This is a genomic window from Roseburia sp. OM03-7AC, assembly GCF_003462625.1.
GTDB lineage: Bacteria > Bacillota > Clostridia > Lachnospirales > Lachnospiraceae > Roseburia_C > Roseburia_C amylophila.
Genome location: NZ_QTZJ01000001.1, coordinates 548411 through 565834 on the forward strand (window position 1 = coordinate 548411; position 17424 = coordinate 565834).

At 41.1% G+C, this 17424-nt stretch carries 14 protein-coding genes; all 14 read right to left on the reverse strand.

Annotated features, from left to right (window positions below; genetic code table 11):
• Positions 1-5: 5 nt before the first annotated feature.
• Entirely contained in the window at positions 6-1676 is a 1671-nt protein-coding gene (locus DXB39_RS02740; RefSeq protein WP_117841037.1) for a formate--tetrahydrofolate ligase, read from the reverse strand.
• Positions 1677-1716: 40 nt separating this feature from the next.
• The gene (locus DXB39_RS02745) at positions 1717-4344 is read right to left on the reverse strand and encodes a DNA translocase FtsK (RefSeq protein WP_117841036.1); all 2628 of its coding nucleotides are present in this window, start codon (positions 4342-4344) and stop codon (positions 1717-1719) included.
• A gap of 13 nt (positions 4345-4357) precedes the next feature.
• Positions 4358-5230 (reverse strand): undecaprenyl-diphosphate phosphatase, encoded by an 873-nt coding sequence (locus DXB39_RS02750; protein WP_199535111.1) that lies wholly within the window; start codon positions 5228-5230, stop codon positions 4358-4360.
• Between the two features lie 89 nt (positions 5231-5319).
• Positions 5320-6147: a ClpP family protease gene (locus tag DXB39_RS02755; RefSeq protein WP_117841035.1), complete on the reverse strand. Its 828-nt coding sequence runs from the start codon at positions 6145-6147 to the stop codon at positions 5320-5322.
• Positions 6148-6253: 106 nt separating this feature from the next.
• Positions 6254-7711: a glycogen synthase GlgA gene (gene glgA / locus DXB39_RS02760; RefSeq protein WP_117841034.1), complete on the reverse strand. Its 1458-nt coding sequence runs from the start codon at positions 7709-7711 to the stop codon at positions 6254-6256.
• An 18-nt stretch (positions 7712-7729) separates the two neighbouring features.
• The gene (locus DXB39_RS02765; protein ID WP_022243779.1) at positions 7730-9013 is read right to left on the reverse strand and encodes an O-acetylhomoserine aminocarboxypropyltransferase/cysteine synthase family protein; all 1284 of its coding nucleotides are present in this window, start codon (positions 9011-9013) and stop codon (positions 7730-7732) included.
• Between the two features lie 90 nt (positions 9014-9103).
• Positions 9104-9832 (reverse strand): YebC/PmpR family DNA-binding transcriptional regulator, encoded by a 729-nt coding sequence (locus tag DXB39_RS02770; protein WP_022243778.1) that lies wholly within the window; start codon positions 9830-9832, stop codon positions 9104-9106.
• Between the two features lie 33 nt (positions 9833-9865).
• Positions 9866-10774, reverse strand: coding sequence for a hemolysin family protein (locus DXB39_RS02775; protein WP_022243777.1), 909 nt, complete (start codon positions 10772-10774; stop codon positions 9866-9868).
• A 66-nt stretch (positions 10775-10840) separates the two neighbouring features.
• Positions 10841-11188: a type II toxin-antitoxin system PemK/MazF family toxin gene (locus DXB39_RS02780; protein WP_022243776.1), complete on the reverse strand. Its 348-nt coding sequence runs from the start codon at positions 11186-11188 to the stop codon at positions 10841-10843.
• A gap of 64 nt (positions 11189-11252) precedes the next feature.
• The gene (gene alr / locus DXB39_RS02785) at positions 11253-12422 is read right to left on the reverse strand and encodes an alanine racemase (RefSeq protein ID WP_117841033.1); all 1170 of its coding nucleotides are present in this window, start codon (positions 12420-12422) and stop codon (positions 11253-11255) included.
• Between the two features lie 21 nt (positions 12423-12443).
• A complete protein-coding gene (locus tag DXB39_RS02790; RefSeq protein ID WP_117841032.1) occupies positions 12444-13931 on the reverse strand; it encodes an NAD(P)H-hydrate dehydratase in 1488 nt (495 codons plus the stop codon).
• A 3-nt stretch (positions 13932-13934) separates the two neighbouring features.
• A complete protein-coding gene (locus tag DXB39_RS02795; RefSeq protein WP_022243773.1) occupies positions 13935-14588 on the reverse strand; it encodes a hypothetical protein in 654 nt (217 codons plus the stop codon).
• Between the two features lie 11 nt (positions 14589-14599).
• Positions 14600-15250, reverse strand: coding sequence for a redox-sensing transcriptional repressor Rex (locus tag DXB39_RS02800; protein ID WP_022243772.1), 651 nt, complete (start codon positions 15248-15250; stop codon positions 14600-14602).
• Between the two features lie 77 nt (positions 15251-15327).
• Positions 15328-17316, reverse strand: coding sequence for a ribosomal protection-like ABC-F family protein (gene abc-f / locus DXB39_RS02805; RefSeq protein ID WP_117841031.1), 1989 nt, complete (start codon positions 17314-17316; stop codon positions 15328-15330).
• Positions 17317-17424: the final 108 nt, after the last annotated feature.

The window sequence follows — 17424 nt, forward strand, 5'->3', positions numbered from 1 at the left end:
ACCTCCTAAAATAATCCTGTAATTACGCCATCATTGGTTACATCAATATTATTTGCAGCCGGTACTTTCGGAAGTCCAGGCATGGTCATAATAGAGCCGGTAATAGCTACTACAAAGCCTGCTCCGGCAGATACATATACTTCACGGACATTTACGGTAAAGCCAGTCGGTCTGCCAAGCTTTGATGCATCATCAGAAAGAGAATACTGGGTCTTTGCCATACATACAGGGAAATTGCCCATTCCCATTTCTTCAATGTGTTTTAATTCTTTTAATGCAGCCTTACTGTAAGTTACATCATCTGCTCCATAAATCTCAGTTGCAATCGTCTTAATCTTATCCATAAGAGACATCTCATCGTCATACAGAGGTTTGAAATGTGCTTCTTTATGATCTAAAGTATCCAGTACTTTCTTTGCAAGTTCGATTCCGCCTTCGCCACCTTTTTCCCATACTTCAGATAATGCGAATTCACAGTTTCTTTCCTTGCAGAAGTTCTCTACAAATGCAATTTCTTCTTTGGTATCGGTTACAAAGGAGTTTAAGGTAACTACTACCGGTACACCAAATTTTTGAAGGTTCTCGATATGTTTCTCTAAGTTTACAATTCCCTTCTTTAAGCTTTCCAAATCTTCCTTTGCAAGGTCTGCCTTTGGAACCCCACCGTTATATTTTAATGCACGGATGGTTGCTACCAGTACAACTGCATCCGGTTTAAGTCCAGCCTTACGGCACTTGATATCAAAGAATTTCTCAGCACCAAGGTCAGCACCAAAACCGGCCTCTGTAATTGCAATATCACCTAATTTTAAAGCTGTCTTTGTAGCGCGGACACTGTTGCATCCATGAGCAATATTTGCAAATGGTCCACCATGAACAATGGCCGGGTTGTGCTCTAATGTCTGAATCAGATTTGGTTTGATGGCATCTTTTAAGAGTGCTGCCATGGAACCGGTTGCATGTAAATCATCTGCCGTAATCGGATTTCCGTCAAAGGAATAGGCAACTATGATTCTGCCCAGACGGCGTTTCAAATCTTCCATATTGTCCGCCAGACATAAAACAGCCATAATTTCAGATGCCACTGTAATGATGAAATGGTCTTCACGTACCATACCATCCATCTTGCTTCCAAGACCGATTACAATATTTCTAAGTGCACGGTCATTCATATCCATACAACGTTTCCATACTACCTGACGTGGGTCAATTCCAAGCTGGTTGCCCTGCTGGATATGATTATCTAATAATGCTGCCAACAGGTTATTTGCGGATGTGATTGCATGGAAATCTCCGGTAAAATGCAGATTTAAATCTTCCATCGGAACTACCTGCGCATATCCACCACCTGCAGCTCCACCTTTGATTCCAAAGCACGGTCCTAAAGACGGCTCACGAAGTGCAAGTACCGCTTTTTTACCAAGTAAAGCCATCGCCTCACCAAGTCCGATACTTGTTGTGGTCTTTCCTTCGCCGGCAGGTGTCGGGTTAATAGCTGTTACAAGAACCAGTTTGCCATCTTCCCTGTCTTTTACAGACTCCCATAATTCATCGGAAATCTTTGCTTTGTATTTTCCGTAAAATTCCAGCTCATCCTCGTTTATTCCGAGCTTCTCAGCCACTTCCTTAATATGTACCAGTTCTGCTTCCTGTGCAATTTCAATATCTGACTTCATCTTCATTTCCTCCTCATGGATTGTATTCTATAAATCTTTCTTAATTACCCTCTTCAATAAATGCTTCCAGCTGTTCCGGAGACATTAACACCTGTCGCGGCTTGGTCCCTTCATCCGGTCCTACTACACCAGCTTCTTCCAGCTGATCCATAATTCTTGCCGCCCGGTTAAAACCAACTTTAAAATAACGCTGAATCATTCCGATGGAACCTTTATCTTTATCAATCAAAAGCTTTGCAGCATCCAAGAAATAAGCATCTCTGTCATTTCCATCACCAGATGCCGCATCAGCACCAGTGCTTGCGGATACAGAAATATTGTTCATCCGCTCTTCAATATCACTACTGTAGCCTTCCCCCTCATTGTGTTCCTTTAAGAATTCAACCACATCTGATACCTCTTTATCGGATACAAACGCACCCTGTACACGAAGCGGTTTCTGTAAGCCCTGCGGATAATAAAGCATATCGCCTTTTCCTAAAAGCTTTTCCGCACCGTTCATATCAAGAATGGTTCTTGAATCCACACCGGACGTTACAGAAAATGCGATTCGGGATGGCATATTTGCTTTAATCAGTCCGGTAATGACATTTACGGAAGGACGCTGTGTTGCAATGACAAGATGGATTCCTGCGGCTCTTGCAAGCTGCGCCAACCGGCAGATAGCATCTTCCACATCCCCCGGTGCAACCATCATCAAATCCGCCAGCTCGTCCACAATAATTACAATCTGCGGCATCTTCTTTGGCTTATCCGGGTCATCAATATCTTTGATTCCTTCTATTTTCTGGTTATAGCCCTTCAGATCACGGACACCGTATTCTGCAAATTTCTGATAACGGTCTGTCATTTCAGCTACCGCCCAGTGCAATGCACCTGCCGCCTTCTTCGGATCTGTAACAACCGGAATAAACAGATGTGGGATTCCATTGTATACACTTAACTCAACCACCTTCGGGTCAATCATGATAAGCTTTACATCCTCCGGATCTGCCCGGTACAAAATACTCATAATAATTGTATTGATACAGACAGATTTACCGGAACCGGTAGCTCCTGCAATCAATAGATGCGGCATCTTTGCAATGTCCGCAATCATGACTTTTCCGGCAATATCTTTTCCGGCTGCAAAAGCAATCGGTGATTTATTGGCATGAAATTCCTCTGACTCTACCAGATCACGGAACATAACCGGAATACTTTCTTTATTCGGCACCTCGATACCAATGGCTGCTTTACCCGGAATCGGTGCTTCAATACGGATATCCGCCGCCGCAAGATTCATCTTGATATCATCGGACAAATTTACGATTTTGCTGACCTTTACACCCATTTCCGGCTGGAATTCATATCTCGTTACTGCTGGTCCGCAGTTGATAGCCGTAATTGTAATATTAATTCCAAAATTCTTTAGAGTCTCTTTTAATTTTGCTGCTGTCTGATTCAGATAATCCCTGGTATCACCAGAAGCACCTGTATTTCCTTTTTTCAGCAAATCTACCGGCGGGAATACATATCTGCCACCGGAACTTTCCTGTTTTACGATGGATTCTTCTACTGCCGCTACTTCATCTTCGATTTCCATCTTATCCTGCTTTTTATTTTTCCTTGGCTTTTCTTCGTCCATTGCAGGTTGCACCGGTTCTTTTTGCATATAGCTTTCTGTCTTTTCTGCAACAGGTTCCGGCTCAAACGCAGGTTCAGATGCAGGCTGAATGATCGGTTCTACCGGTTTTACCTCTGCTCTGTGTATCGTTGCCACCGGCTCATTCAGTGTGTGAATTACCGGCTCCCGCCATACCGGCGGTTCCACTCCCTGGCTGCCGTTGGTTGCCGTAAGTGCAACTTTATTTTCTTCCTGTACCACAGGCATATCTTCGATATCACTCAAAGTAATTTCATTAATATCATCTGATTTAACTTTCTTTTTATCCGGGGATGGTAATTTGGTATCCAATGCCACACCACTTACCTTCTTCTCCATCCGCCGTCTTGCCTGCTCTTTTTCTCTTTCTTTCTCCCGCTCCTCCCGGCGTTCCTTTGCTGCATCCATTCGGCGGATTGCATCATCCTTGGCAGAATCGTAAATGACTTTTCCGCCTTTTTGCATGCCCTTCATAATAGAACGTTCCGTAATCAGCACCAGGGAAATTATCAAAACGATAATATCAATGACATAAGTACCCGGCACACCAAAATTCGGACACAGAAGCTGTTCTAATAATCCACCGATTATACCGCCACCAGCCTTATTTTCAAAGCCATAGCGGAAAGCGGATATTGCTCCTGCTTCCTTGCTGCTGTCTGTTACCATCTGCACAAACAGGCATAAAAAGGATACAAATAATACCGCCGCTACAATTTTGACTGCTGCTACTTTATTTTCCCGGTTAGACACTGTGAACACCACGGCTAAAAAGAAACAGATTGGGAATACATATGCCATTAATCCAAATATTCCAAAGAAAAAGGAACTGACTCCGCTTCCGATTTTTCCACCGATTCCAAAATTGGCAAGCAGCAAAACAATACAGACTGCCAGTGCAATCCAAAGAATCACTTCATTCCGGAAGGATTCCTGCTGTTCCCGCTGTTTTCTTGCCTTTGATGCTGTTGTTCCCGTTGTTTTTTTCTTCTGAGTTGTCTTTTTTCTAGTTCCAGTTGCCATTTCAATCTCCCGTTTACATATAGAAATATCCTCCAATTGATACCAGTCCCATTATGAGACAGTAGATGGAAAATATCGTGAATTTCTTTTTGCGCACTACTACCAGCATGGTCTTAATGCAGATATAACCGACTATCGCTGCCACCAGCGTTCCAACTATGTAATTCAAAATATCTGCAGACTGTAATGCTGCAAATTCAACATCCTTAATCTCTACTACCAGTGCTCCAAGTATTGCCGGAATAGACATGATAAAAGAATATTTTACCGCAAATTTGCGGGTCATTCCGGTAGAAAGACATGCTGTGATTGTGGTTCCTGACCGCGATAAGCCCGGCATGGTTGCGATTCCCTGACTGATACCGATTAAAAATGCATTGGTATAAGTTACCTGCTTTGGTGTCTTGCCGCCATCCGGAATCCGGTCTGCAATAAATAAAAGTACTGCCGTAATAATAAGGCAGATTCCAGGAACCAGTAAAATCTGCTCTGCCGCAGACACCAGATCTTTCGCTGCAATTCCAATAATTCCGGTTGGAATCGTGGAAACAATGACAAGCATCACAAATTTCCGGTAACTATTATGCACGATTTTACGGTATGGTAAATCTTCTTTTGTTATCACACGTTTAAAAAAGGTTGCCACATTTGCAAAAGAATCACCAATAATGGCAAAGCCTTCTTTAATCATGCGGAATATATCCTTATAATATACAATAAATACGGCAATCAGTGTTCCGATGTGAAGCAGAATATCAAAAAACATTCCGCCGGTTTCTATTTGAAAAAACTGTTTAAATATTGCCAGATGACCGGAACTGCTTACCGGCAGAAATTCGGTTAATCCCTGTATCAGACCTAATAAAACAGACTGTAATAATGACATAGCTGCCTCCTTGGTATCTCTCACTACAGTTACTTGTATAAAATTATCAACACTGTGCATTAGTATACCATATTTTGATGCGTTTGTCATTACAGGCATTCGTTTTTCTGTTCTCGTATAATCTCATGCAATTTATGAAGTGCCTGGTCGATTCCCCCCACTTCGTCAATCAGTCCTTCTTTTACTGCATCCGCTCCTACAAGAATGGTTCCCAGATCCTTTGCCAGCATGGTGGTATTCATCATGAGCTGCTCTAATCTTTTTTCATCCGCTCTGCTGTGAGATGCTATAAAATGAATAATCCGATTCTGCATCTGCTGGAAATAATCATAAGTTGGCGGTGCTCCGATTACTGTCCCGCTCATACGCACCGGATGGATGACCATGGTTCCCGATGGCACAATAAAAGAATAGTCCGTTGAAACCGCCAGCGGCACACCAATGGAATGACTTCCGCCTAAGACAAGGGACACTGTCGGTTTACTTAAGGAAGATAGCATTTCTGCAATGGCAAGTCCGGATTCCACATCACCGCCTACTGTATTCAAAAGCACAAGAACACCGTCCACCTGGTCAGAATCTTCTATTTCTGCAAGCTTCGGCAGTACATGCTCATATTTCGTTGTCTTGGTATTGGAAGAAAGACATTCATGACCTTCAATCTCACCAATCACCGATAATAAATGAATCTTCTGATGCCATCGGCTGTCAGATAAGGAAATCTGCCCGGATTCCCTGATCAGTTCCTGATCGTCTAACTGTTCCTTTTTCGATTCATCTTTTTTCCGTTCTTTGTTTTCTGTTTTTTCTGGTTTTGATTCTGTATTTTGTAATTCTGCATTTTTGTTTTCTGCATTTTTCAATTCCACATTTGGGACTTTTTTCTTTGGCAGCACTTTGTTTTCTTTCTGCTCCATATCAGATGCTCCCTTCTTTCTGTCTGGATTATTTTTCGCTACTCGCTGAAAAAATAAGACAGGCAGTTTTACACTGTCTGTCTTATTATCTACATGATATTCTTTTTTATACCGGCCAGCCCTTTAAATAATTGTAAAGGTTCTCATAACGGCACTTAGAACTCTTCCAGGAGAAGTCTTTTGCCATGCCACGGTCAATAATCTGGTTCCACTGTTTCTTCTTGTCAAAGAAAATGTGTTTGGAATAATTAATGACAGAAAGCATTTCCTCCCCATTGTAATTACTGAATGAGAATCCATCTCCGGTATTCTCATATTCATTATATGGAACAACAGTATCTTTTAATCCACCAGTCTCGCGGACGATTGGCACTGTTCCGTAGCGGAATGAAATAAGCTGTGTCAGTCCACATGGCTCAAACCGGGATGGCATTAAGAAGGCATCGGCAGATGCATATAACTTATGTGCCAGGTCATCGGAGTAACAGATATTTGCAGACACACGATCCGGATATTTCCATGCATAATAACGGAACATATTCTCATACTGACCTTCACCAGTTCCGATTACTACAAGCTGTGTAAAGTCATCTACGATACGGTCGATAACGAAGTTAATCAAATCTAAGCCCTTCTGGTCAGTCAGACGGGAAATCAGACCAATCATATATTTCTTCTTATCTACGGTCAGTCCTAAGTCTTCCTGTAATTTCAGCTTGTTATTGACTTTCTTTTTACGGAATGACTCAGCATCATAGTTACAGTAAATCTTATTATCTGTTGCCGGGTTGTAAACCTGATAATCGATACCGTTTACAATTCCCTGCATATCATAATGACGGGCGGAAAGCAGACCATTTAAACCCTCCCCATAATATTCTGTCTGAATCTCATTGGCATAAGAATCACTGACTGTGGTAATGTAGTCTGCATAAACCAGACCACCCTTTAACATATTAGCATCTTTCTTATATTCCAGCTTATCCGGTGTAAAAAGTGATGCCGGAAGTCCGGTTAACCCCTGCATGGTCTTAATATCCCATACACCCTGGAATTTTAAGTTATGAATAGTCATAACAGATTTCATACCCCAGAAGAACATATCTCCCTGAAACTCGTTTTTCAGATATACCGGAATGAGACCTGTTTCCCAGTCATGACAATGGATAATATCCGGCTGGAAGCCGATAACAGGAAGCATAGATAATACTGCCTTATCAAAGAAACAGAATTTTTCGATATCCTGTCTGATATTTCCATAAGGTGAAAAACAGTCAAAATACTCTTTATTATCAATAAAGTAATATGTAATTCCATCTAATTCATATTTTAATACGCCCACATATTTGCTTGGGATATAAGAACCTGTTCCCATGTAAAAATGTGTTACATATTCAAACTGGCTCCGGAAATGTTCCGGTATACAACTATAGTTTGGAATTACCACACGAATATCCCAATACTGAGGGTCAAATTCCTTTGGCAGTGCACCACACACGTCCGCAAGCCCTCCGGTTTTAATAAATGGTACACATTCTGATGCTGCAAATAGAATTTTCTTCATTTTGCTACCCCTTTCTGCTTATACATTCTCCAATGCCTGTTCCAGGTCTGCAATGATGTCTTTTACATTTTCTGTTCCAACGGAAAGCCGGATTAAATCCGGTGCTACACCTGCTTCAATCAACTGCTCATCTGTCATCTGACGATGTGTATGGCTGGCAGGATGCAGGACACAGGTTCTGGAATCTGCTACATGTGTTACAATTGCAGCTAATTTCAGATGATCCATAAAGGATACGGATACTTCCCTACCACCCTTTAAGCCAAATGCAATAACACCACAGGTGCCATTTGGCATATATTTTTCTGCCAGTGCATGATATTTGTTATCCCTTAAGCCCGGATAATCTACCCATGCCACTTTATCATTTGCATTTAAATATTCTGCTACCTTCTGGGCATTTTCACAATGTCTTGGCACTCTTAAATGTAAAGTTTCCAGCCCGACATTCAGTAAGAAAGAATTCATTGGGGATGGAATGGAACCAAGGTCACGCATAAGCTGTGCTGTTGCTTTTTCGATATAAGCCAGCTTACCAAATTTCTGAGTGTATACAATTCCATGATAAGATTCATCCGGCTGTGTCAGTCCCGGATATTTATCCTTATATTTCTCCCAATCAAAATTACCACTGTCAACGATACATCCACCCACTGCCATGGCATGTCCGTCCATATACTTGGTAGTAGAATGAGTTACGATATCTGCTCCCCATTCAAAAGGTCTGCAGTTAATCGGTGTTGCAAATGTATTATCTACGATAAGTGGTACCCCATGTGCATGGGCAACATGTGCAAACTTCTCAATATCAAGTACTACAAGGGATGGATTAGATAAGGTCTCCGCAATCACCGCCTTGGTATTTGGTAAAAATGCCGCTGAAAGCTCTTCTTCCGATGCATCCGGATCCACAAAGGTACAGGAAATTCCCTGTTTCTTAAGTGTGGTTCCCAGCAGATTAAAGGTTCCACCATATAAGGAGCTGGATGCCACAATATGGTCTCCTGCTTCACAGATATTAAATACTGCAAAATAGTTGGCTGCCTGTCCGGATGAGGTCAGCATTGCTGCTATACCGCCCTCTAAATCTGCAATCTTTGCAGCTACTGCATCATTGGTCGGATTCTGAAGTCTCGTATAAAAATATCCGGCTTCCTCTAAATCAAATAACCGTCCCATCTGGTCACTGGTATCATACTTAAATGTAGTGCTCTGGTAAATCGGTAATACTCTCGGTTCCCCCTTGGTTGGTTTCCAGCCAGACTGAATACATTTTGTCTCAATCTGATAATTCTCTTCCATCTTTCCTTCTCCTTTATACCATATGTAATATATTATTAGAAAATACCTGCATCTATCTATCATTGTCTCTGATAAATGCAGGTATCAGTTTTATTCCTCCCAGTTGTGATATACTTCCTGTACATCATCATCTTCATCCAGAAGATCTAGGATTCTCTGGATATTGGTAATATCTTTCTCGTCTGTTAAAGAAACATAAGTCTGAGGAATCATGGTAACCTCAGCACTTGCCATTGGAATATTTTCTGCTTCCAAAGCTTCACGTACTGCACTGAAATCATCCGGTGCTGTAATTACTTCAAAGCTGTCTTCCTCTTCTGAGAAATCCTCTGCTCCGGCATCCAATGCCATCATCATCAAATCGTCTGCATCCATATCGCAGTCTTCCTTGGCAATGATAATCTGACCCTTCTGGTCAAAAAGGTAAGATACACAGCCCTGTGTTCCGATATTTCCCTGACCCTTTGTAAATGCATTCCTTACATTTGCAGCGGTACGGTTCTTGTTATCGGTTAATGCGTCTACAATAATTGCAGTTCCGCTTGGACCGTATCCTTCATAAGTAACCTGTACATAATTTACGGAATCACCGTCTCCGGCTGCTTTTTTAATACCACGCTCGATGGTATCGTTTGGCATATTATTCGCCTTTGCTTTTGCAATTACATCTCTTAATTTACTGTTGTTAGCAGGGTCTGCTCCACCCTCTTTTACCGCAATTGCAATTTCACGTCCTATAATTGTAAATATTTTTCCTTTTGCCGCATCATTTTTCTCTTTCTTATGTTTGATATTGGCAAACTTGGAATGTCCTGACATAATAAATCCTCTTTTCTATCCGTATTTCGTGTATTATTCTACCATTTTTTCATCCTGCTGACAAGTCGCAGTGTCAGACTCGGCAGATTCTGACCTTTCTGGAACAACATGTACATATTTTATCATCTTATCTTCCACGGAAAGTACTTCGAAAATATAGCCTTTGTATTTTACTTCAAAGACTTCGTGCTCCGATGGAATTTTATCAATAAGCGAAATCAGAAGGCCATTTAAGGTGTCATAATCCTCATCTTCAAAATCAAGATTCAGTGCTTCCCCTACTTCCTCTAACGGTGTCATTCCATTCATTACAAATGTTCCGTCCGGTTTCTTCTCTATATAGGTATCTTCCTCATCATGTTCATCTAAAATATTTCCGACGATTTCCTCTAAGATATCCTCCATGGTGACCAGTCCGGCTGTCTGACCATATTCATCCACAACAATTACCATATGCTCTTTTGCTGACTGCATCTCCTGAAACAATGCATTGATGTTGCGTGTCTCCGGTATAAAATCCACCGGACGGATTAACCCGTCAATTTCCTTAATCGGCTTCTTTAAAAGCTCCGGTTGTCTGCTGTAGGATAAGGTCTCTTTGATATGTAATACTCCGATAATATTGTCTATGGTATCAGAGTATACCGGCATTCTCGAATAATGGCTGTCTATCACCAGAGTGATTACATCTTCAAAAATGTCATTTCCATCCAGTGCAGAAATATTTTTACGGTGTGTCATAATATCACCGGCTTCTTTATCACCAAATTCAAAGATATTATGTATCATCTCCGCTTCATTTTCCCGAAGGACTCCCTGCTCATGGCCTTCATTTACCATGGAAATAATTTCTTCCTCTGTTACATCCTCGGAATCTTTGAATGGAAGTTTATGAAAAATTTTTTTAAAAAATCCTGTATTCGGACTCCCTCCGTCATCCATTTTTGAATACTCTCCTTTTTATACATATTTCTGAAAAATATAACATTTTAGGCAAAAATAGTCAAGTTATGTATATAATTCCAGACTAATCTTCAGTGCTTTGTCGATTTTCGACAGAATTTTTCCATCCAGATGACACACCTTATCTTTTAATCGTGTCTTGTCAATGGTACGAAGCTGTTCCAATAAAATAACCGAATCTTTTACAATGTCATATTCATGACAGGACAGCTCCACATGGGTCGGCAGCTTCGCTTTATTCATCTGTGATGTGATTGCGGCACAGATAACCGTAGGACTGTGCCGGTTTCCTACATCATTCTGTATAATCAGAACCGGTCTGATTCCGCCCTGTTCCGAGCCTACTACCGGTCTTAAATCCGCATAATAGATATCTCCTCGTCTGATAATCATAATATACACTCCATAGAATAGGTTTTACTGAAAGTATTACCAATTTTATCGAGTGTATACTGTTCTAATCCTGAAAATAATCTTTCTGTTCTACTTCTTTGTTGTTTTCGAAATAGATTCTTGGAATACGTTTGCCAAGACAGCAGACAAATTCATAATTGAATCTGCCGGATAAATCCCCGATTTCTTCCGCTGTAATGATTTCATCGCCGTCTCTGCCAAGAAGTGTTACCTCTGTTCCAACGACAACATCCGGCACATCCGTAACATCCACCATAAACTGATCCATGCAGACTCTGCCAAGAATCGGTACTCTTTTTCCCTGAATCAGTACAGAACCTTTGTTAGATAAAGTTCTCGGATAACCGTCTCCATAACCGACCGGAATCGTTGCCACCTTCGTCTCTCTGGTTGTGGTATAGGTTCCACCATAGCTGATTTCCCTTCCAGCCGGCAGTGTCTTTACATAAGAAACATGACTCTTTAATTGCATTAACGGGTGCATTGGCAGTCTGTCTTTTTGCACTTCATCCGATGGCCAGAGTCCGTATAATGTAATTCCCGCTCTTACAATGTCCATATTTGCTTCCGGCAAATCAATAATTCCTGCACTGTTTGAACAGTGTGCATGATGGAAAATAACGCCTTCTTCTTTGCACATTGCAATCATTTTCTGAAACAGTTCAAGCTGCTTATGGGCACCCGTTTTATCTTTTTCATCTGCCCTTGCAAAGTGGGTAAAAATCCCCTCCATTATTATATGTGGCAGCTTACTGATTTGCGCTATCTCTCCTGCATTTTCTTTTTCCACCTGATAACCAATCCGGCTCATTCCAGTATCCACTGCAATGTGAATTGCCACATCCTGATTTTTCTTTGTTGCAGCTTCAGAAAGTGCAACTGCCATATCATACGTAAATACGGCAGGCTCTAATTTCTGTTCTACAATAATCTCATATTCATCTGGGAATGCAAAACCAAGAATCAGAATCGGCTTCTTAATTCCATGATTTCTTAAAATTACGCCTTCTTCCACTGTGGCCACACAGAAGCCATGGAGATACGGAAGCGGCTCTAATACACGGGCAAGTTCCGTTGCACCATGTCCGTATCCATCTGTTTTAATTACCGCAAACATGCTGGTATCTTTCTTTAAAAGCCGGTGCATTGCCTCCATATTCTCAATGGCCGCATCCAGATTCACGCTGGCATATACCCTGCTATATCTTTTCATTTCATTCACCTCAAATTATTATTATGACAACACATCGGATAATCCGTTTATAATTTCGCCTGCAGTCAGTCCATGCTTTGAAACTGTTTTGCTCCGTTCATCTGCTGCCGCCGCATGTACATATACCCCAAGCGGTGCCGCCTGCTCTGCAGATAAGCCCTGCGCCATCAGACTTCCAATAATTCCGCTCAGTACATCACCACTTCCCGCAGTAGCCATTCCGCTGTTACCGTTCCGGTTAATAAATGTTTTCCCATAAGGAATTGCCGTTACCGTTCTGCTGTCTTTCAAAACACAGATTACATTATATTCCCTTGCGAAATCTTCCGCAACCTGCTCAATATTTTCTTTGATATAGGAAACGGCAAGCTGTTTTAACCGGGACATTTCCCCCAGATGTGGCGTTAATACCAGTTCTGTATGCGGGCGAAGAAGCTGTTCGGTCTGCTCTGCTATGATATTTAATGCATCGGCATCTACTACCATTGGTACTGCCGCATTCTTAAGTACCGTCTTTACAATACTGTGTGCCACATCACTTTTGCCAATTCCAGGTCCTAAAATAATAACATCTGCCCAGGACAGACATTCTATCAGTTGCTGTGTATCAGCCTTTTTTGCAGAATAGGTAGTAAGAATTGCCTCCGGCACTGCTGTCTGTAAGATAATACGGTTTTCTTCCGGTGTATATATTCTCACCAGACCACAGCCACTGCGATAAGCTGCCTTTGCTGCAAGAACCGCCGCACCTGCCATATTCACGCTTCCGGCAACCAGAAGGACTTTTCCAAAGGTTCCCTTGTTCGAATCAGCAGCACGATTATTTAAAAAATTTAAATCTTCCTTTGTGATTGCATAAGCTGCAGGTCTTTTATCTAACCAGCTTTCTTCTCCAATTCCGATATCCTTAACCGTAATATTTCCGCAGTATTCTGCACCAGGAAATAACACCATTCCGGTCTTGCAGTAAGCAAAGGTTACGGTATCATCTGCTTTGAATGCACCACCCAATACAGCTCCATTATCTGCCGAGACACCGGATGGTATATCCACCGCCAGCCGGTGGGCACTGCTCTGGTTTAGCCGTTCCATCAAGTGCACCAGTTCATCATCTAATTTTCGTGATAATCCTATACCAAATAACGCATCAATAATCAGGCTGTAGGAATTTACATCCTCCATTTCATCAATAAATGGTACACCATATGATGTCAAGATTTCATACTGTTCTTTTGCCTGCTTTGAAAAATGTGCTTTATTTCCATAGAGATATACTTCAACCGGAATGTGGGATAAGTATAACAATCTTGCAATTGCCATACCATCGCCGCCGTTATTTCCGGTTCCACACACTACCAGCACGCGGTTACATGAAATTTCTTTTTCCTGTATTACTTCTATCGCAGAAAGTGCTGCCCGCTCCATTAGAACCATGGATGGCACTTTAAAATGTTCGATTGTATTGGTATCACATGTTTTCATTTCCCGGGAATTTACAAGATATTCCATAAATTAATTCCTTTCGTCCGCATTTTCCACCGCTTTTTTTCCCTGCAGACGGTCTTCATCTTCCTGCCGCAGATCAAATATATTTAAAATATCCACACCAAAAATATCATGCATATAAGAATAAATCTGCCGGTTGTTGATTTCACGGTTCTGTTTTTTGATGATATTTTTCTTAAGTTCTACCCTTACCTTATCAATCCAGGCCGTAATTTCATCTGCTTCTTTACTGTTCTGTCTTAGTCTCTCATAGCAGTAACGCATGCTTTCTAACATAAGTTCCTGATTTGCACTATTTATATTTCGTGGAAGTTCAATTAATTCATCCTCAATTTCTTCCATTTTGACATTGACTTCATCAATCAGTCTCTTGTCTTCATCTAATTTTCTGGAAGAAATATCCCCCTCATTTTCCTCATGAGTTCCTTCCATGTTGACAACAATGCTTTTCATCAACCGATTCTTTGTCTTTTTCAGTTCTTTCAAATCATTATTAAGCTTTCCCTGCTGTTCTAACAACTGATTTACCTTTTCTTCCAGCTGCTTGATTTCACTGGTTTTTCCGCTTAAAGCAAAAAGCCTGTGCCATTTCTGATCCAATACAAGTATTGGTACTTTTCTGCTTTCTAATGCTTCCAGAAATTCCTTGTCATCTTTCATGCAAAACACCTCTATTCCAGCGTTTCCTTTTTCCTTTTGTTCTTTGTCATATTATAGGATAACTGCATCAGGCTGTCTGATAAATGTACATTTTCCACTACAACATTTTCATCCAACACTTCCAGATCCACATGGGCAAAATTCCAGATTGCATGTACACCAAGGCTTACCAGCTGGTTTGCCACAGCATCTGCCTTTTCTTTCGGCATAGTCAGTGTAGCAATATCTACCTTATGTGTCTTTACAAATTCTTCCAGTTTATCAATCATTTCGATTTTATTGCCACGAATGGATTTTCCGCATAACTCCGGATTCACATCAAACAATCCTACTATGACGAAGCCGAGTTTTTCAAACTTCACATAATTGGCAAGTGCCTGTCCTAAGTTACCAGCTCCAATAATAATAATATTATGCTGTTCATTTAATCCCATAATCTTTCCGATTTCTTCATACAGAAATTGTACATTGTAACCATATCCCTGCTGTCCAAAACCACCAAAATTATTTAAATCCTGTCTGATCTGCGATGCGGTCACTTTCATTCTTGCACTCAGTTCATTCGATGAAATACGTTCTACCCCTTCATCTAAAAGTTCCCCCAGATATCGGTAATATCTTGGCATTCTACGAATTACTGCCTGTGATATTTCTTTGCTCATTCTGCCAGTTCCTCCTGCTCTCAATACCCTACAATAATTATAGTTTCTTGCCGAAAGGATGTCAATGTGTTACAACTTTAACAATCTTTCTGTAAACTTAATTCTTCCCATTTTGCATAGAGTTCTTCCAGAGCTGCCTCTTCCTGCATCTGCTCCTCATGGATTTTGTTTAATTCATAGGAATTTGATGCTACCTCCGGCTTTGACAGTTCATCATTTAATGCTTCTAACTTTGCCTCTCTCTTAGCAATTTCATCTTCTGTACGCTTTAATTCGTTTTCCAGCTTACGTTTTGCTGCCTGCTGTTTCTTCATTTCTTCCCAGCTTAACTTCTGTTTTCCTCCGCTGGATATCTGCTCTGTTCCATTATTTTCTCCAGTTCCATCGGAAACAATGACATTTCCTTTTGCCCCTGAATTGTCTGCACGATCCTGTGTAGCTGTGCCAAACGCCGCTAACTCCTGAACTTCCTTTTTCTCCAGATAATAATCGTAATTTCCAATATAATTTAGAATTGTTTCATTCTTTAAATCAAGAATTCTGCTGGCAGTTTTATTAATAAAATAACGGTCATGGGATACATAAAGCACCGTTCCGGTATAGGAATTGATGGCTGACTCTAAAATTTCCTTTGACATAATATCAAGGTGGTTGGTCGGCTCGTCTAAAATTAAGAAGTTCGCATTGGATAACATCAGTTTTGCCAGTGAAACACGGCCTCTTTCTCCACCACTGATATCACGAATCCGCTTAAACACATCATCATCCGTAAATAAAAATGCTGCTAACACATTTCGAATCTTCGTTGCCTTCAGATTCGGATAAGCATCTGCAATTTCATCAAATAACGTCTTATCCGGGTCTAAATTCTGATGCTCCTGATCGTAATATCCGATTTCCACATTGCTTCCAAGCTTTATCTCCCCGGCATCTGCGTCTACAATTCCATTGATTATCTTTAAAATGGTGGTTTTCCCGGTACCGTTATTTCCGATTAAAGCAACTTTTTCCCCTCGCTTAATCTGAAAATCAATGTTTGAAAACAGTTTATGCTCGTAAGATTTTGAAAGTCCTTTCACCGAAAGTACATCATTTCCACTGGTAATTTCCGGCTCCAATGTAATATGCATATCTGTTTTTTCATCGATTGGCTTCTCAATACGTTCTATTTTATCCAATGCCTTCTCACGGCTTTCTGCACGCTTAATGGACTTTTCCCGGTTAAAGGATTTTAACTTGGATATTACTTCTTCCTGGTGCTTGATTTCCCGCTGCTGGTTATAATACTGTCGCAAAAGACTTTCCCGCTGTATTTCCTTCTGCCTCGCATATGCGGTATAATTTCCCGGAAATACCGTTGCCGTATGGCGGGATATTTCCACTACCTTCGTAACAATCCGGTCTAAGAAATAACGGTCATGGGCTACGATAATTACGGCTCCTTTATAATTCAAAAGATAGTTTTCAAGCCATGCAATCGATGCCATATCAAGGTGGTTGGTCGGCTCGTCGAGCATGATAATATCAGGCTTTGTCACCAGAAGTCTGCCTAATGCCACTCTGGTCTTCTGTCCTCCGGATAACTCTGACATTTTCTTTCCGAAATCATTTTCCGAAAAACCAAGTCCCTTTAACACACCGTTTATCTCACTGCGAAAAGTCAGTCCGCCCTCTAACTCAAAGGCATGGCTGAAACGGTTATACTGCTCCATATATTTCTCTAATTCATCTGCGCTTACATGCTGCATGTCTTCTTCCATTTTACGAAGCTTTTCTTCTTTTTCGATTAATGCATCGCAGGCATGAAGCACTTCATTATAAATGGTCTCGTTGCTGTCTTTATCCTGATACTGGGCAAGATAACCGATGGTTTTTCCTTTTGCAACGGTTACCTCGCCACTGTCCGGTGCCAGCTCTCCCACTATAATTTTCAATAACGTAGATTTGCCGGCACCATTGATGCCGACAATTGCTGTTTTCTCATTATCTTCTACATGAAAAGAAACATTCTGTATTATGGTGTCTGTCCCAAAGGATTTACTGATATTCTGACAGGCTAAAATCATGGAAGTCTCCTCACTTTTTCTCTTCGCCCCATAAGTAAAGCATTCTTTACAAGGGGCTTTTTATAGCTGAAAATTCCGGGACGGCACACTATTCTGCCCTCCCGGAGT

What these genes read in the sequence shown, in the direction of transcription:
- DXB39_RS02740 (WP_117841037.1), bottom strand. Translation starts at nt 1,676, where the DNA reads ATGAAGTCAGATATTGAAATTGCACAGGAAGCAGAACTGGTACATATT.
- DXB39_RS02745 (WP_117841036.1), bottom strand. Translation starts at nt 4,344, where the DNA reads ATGGCAACTGGAACTAGAAAAAAGACAACTCAGAAGAAAAAAACAACG.
- DXB39_RS02750 (WP_199535111.1), bottom strand. Translation starts at nt 5,230, where the DNA reads ATGTCATTATTACAGTCTGTTTTATTAGGTCTGATACAGGGATTAACC.
- DXB39_RS02755 (WP_117841035.1), bottom strand. Translation starts at nt 6,147, where the DNA reads ATGGAGCAGAAAGAAAACAAAGTGCTGCCAAAGAAAAAAGTCCCAAAT.
- glgA (WP_117841034.1), bottom strand. Translation starts at nt 7,711, where the DNA reads ATGAAGAAAATTCTATTTGCAGCATCAGAATGTGTACCATTTATTAAA.
- DXB39_RS02765 (WP_022243779.1), bottom strand. Translation starts at nt 9,013, where the DNA reads ATGGAAGAGAATTATCAGATTGAGACAAAATGTATTCAGTCTGGCTGG.
- DXB39_RS02770 (WP_022243778.1), bottom strand. Translation starts at nt 9,832, where the DNA reads ATGTCAGGACATTCCAAGTTTGCCAATATCAAACATAAGAAAGAGAAA.
- DXB39_RS02775 (WP_022243777.1), bottom strand. Translation starts at nt 10,774, where the DNA reads ATGGATGACGGAGGGAGTCCGAATACAGGATTTTTTAAAAAAATTTTT.
- DXB39_RS02780 (WP_022243776.1), bottom strand. Translation starts at nt 11,188, where the DNA reads ATGATTATCAGACGAGGAGATATCTATTATGCGGATTTAAGACCGGTA.
- alr (WP_117841033.1), bottom strand. Translation starts at nt 12,422, where the DNA reads ATGAAAAGATATAGCAGGGTATATGCCAGCGTGAATCTGGATGCGGCC.
- DXB39_RS02790 (WP_117841032.1), bottom strand. Translation starts at nt 13,931, where the DNA reads ATGGAATATCTTGTAAATTCCCGGGAAATGAAAACATGTGATACCAAT.
- DXB39_RS02795 (WP_022243773.1), bottom strand. Translation starts at nt 14,588, where the DNA reads ATGAAAGATGACAAGGAATTTCTGGAAGCATTAGAAAGCAGAAAAGTA.
- DXB39_RS02800 (WP_022243772.1), bottom strand. Translation starts at nt 15,250, where the DNA reads ATGAGCAAAGAAATATCACAGGCAGTAATTCGTAGAATGCCAAGATAT.
- abc-f (WP_117841031.1), bottom strand. Translation starts at nt 17,316, where the DNA reads ATGATTTTAGCCTGTCAGAATATCAGTAAATCCTTTGGGACAGACACC.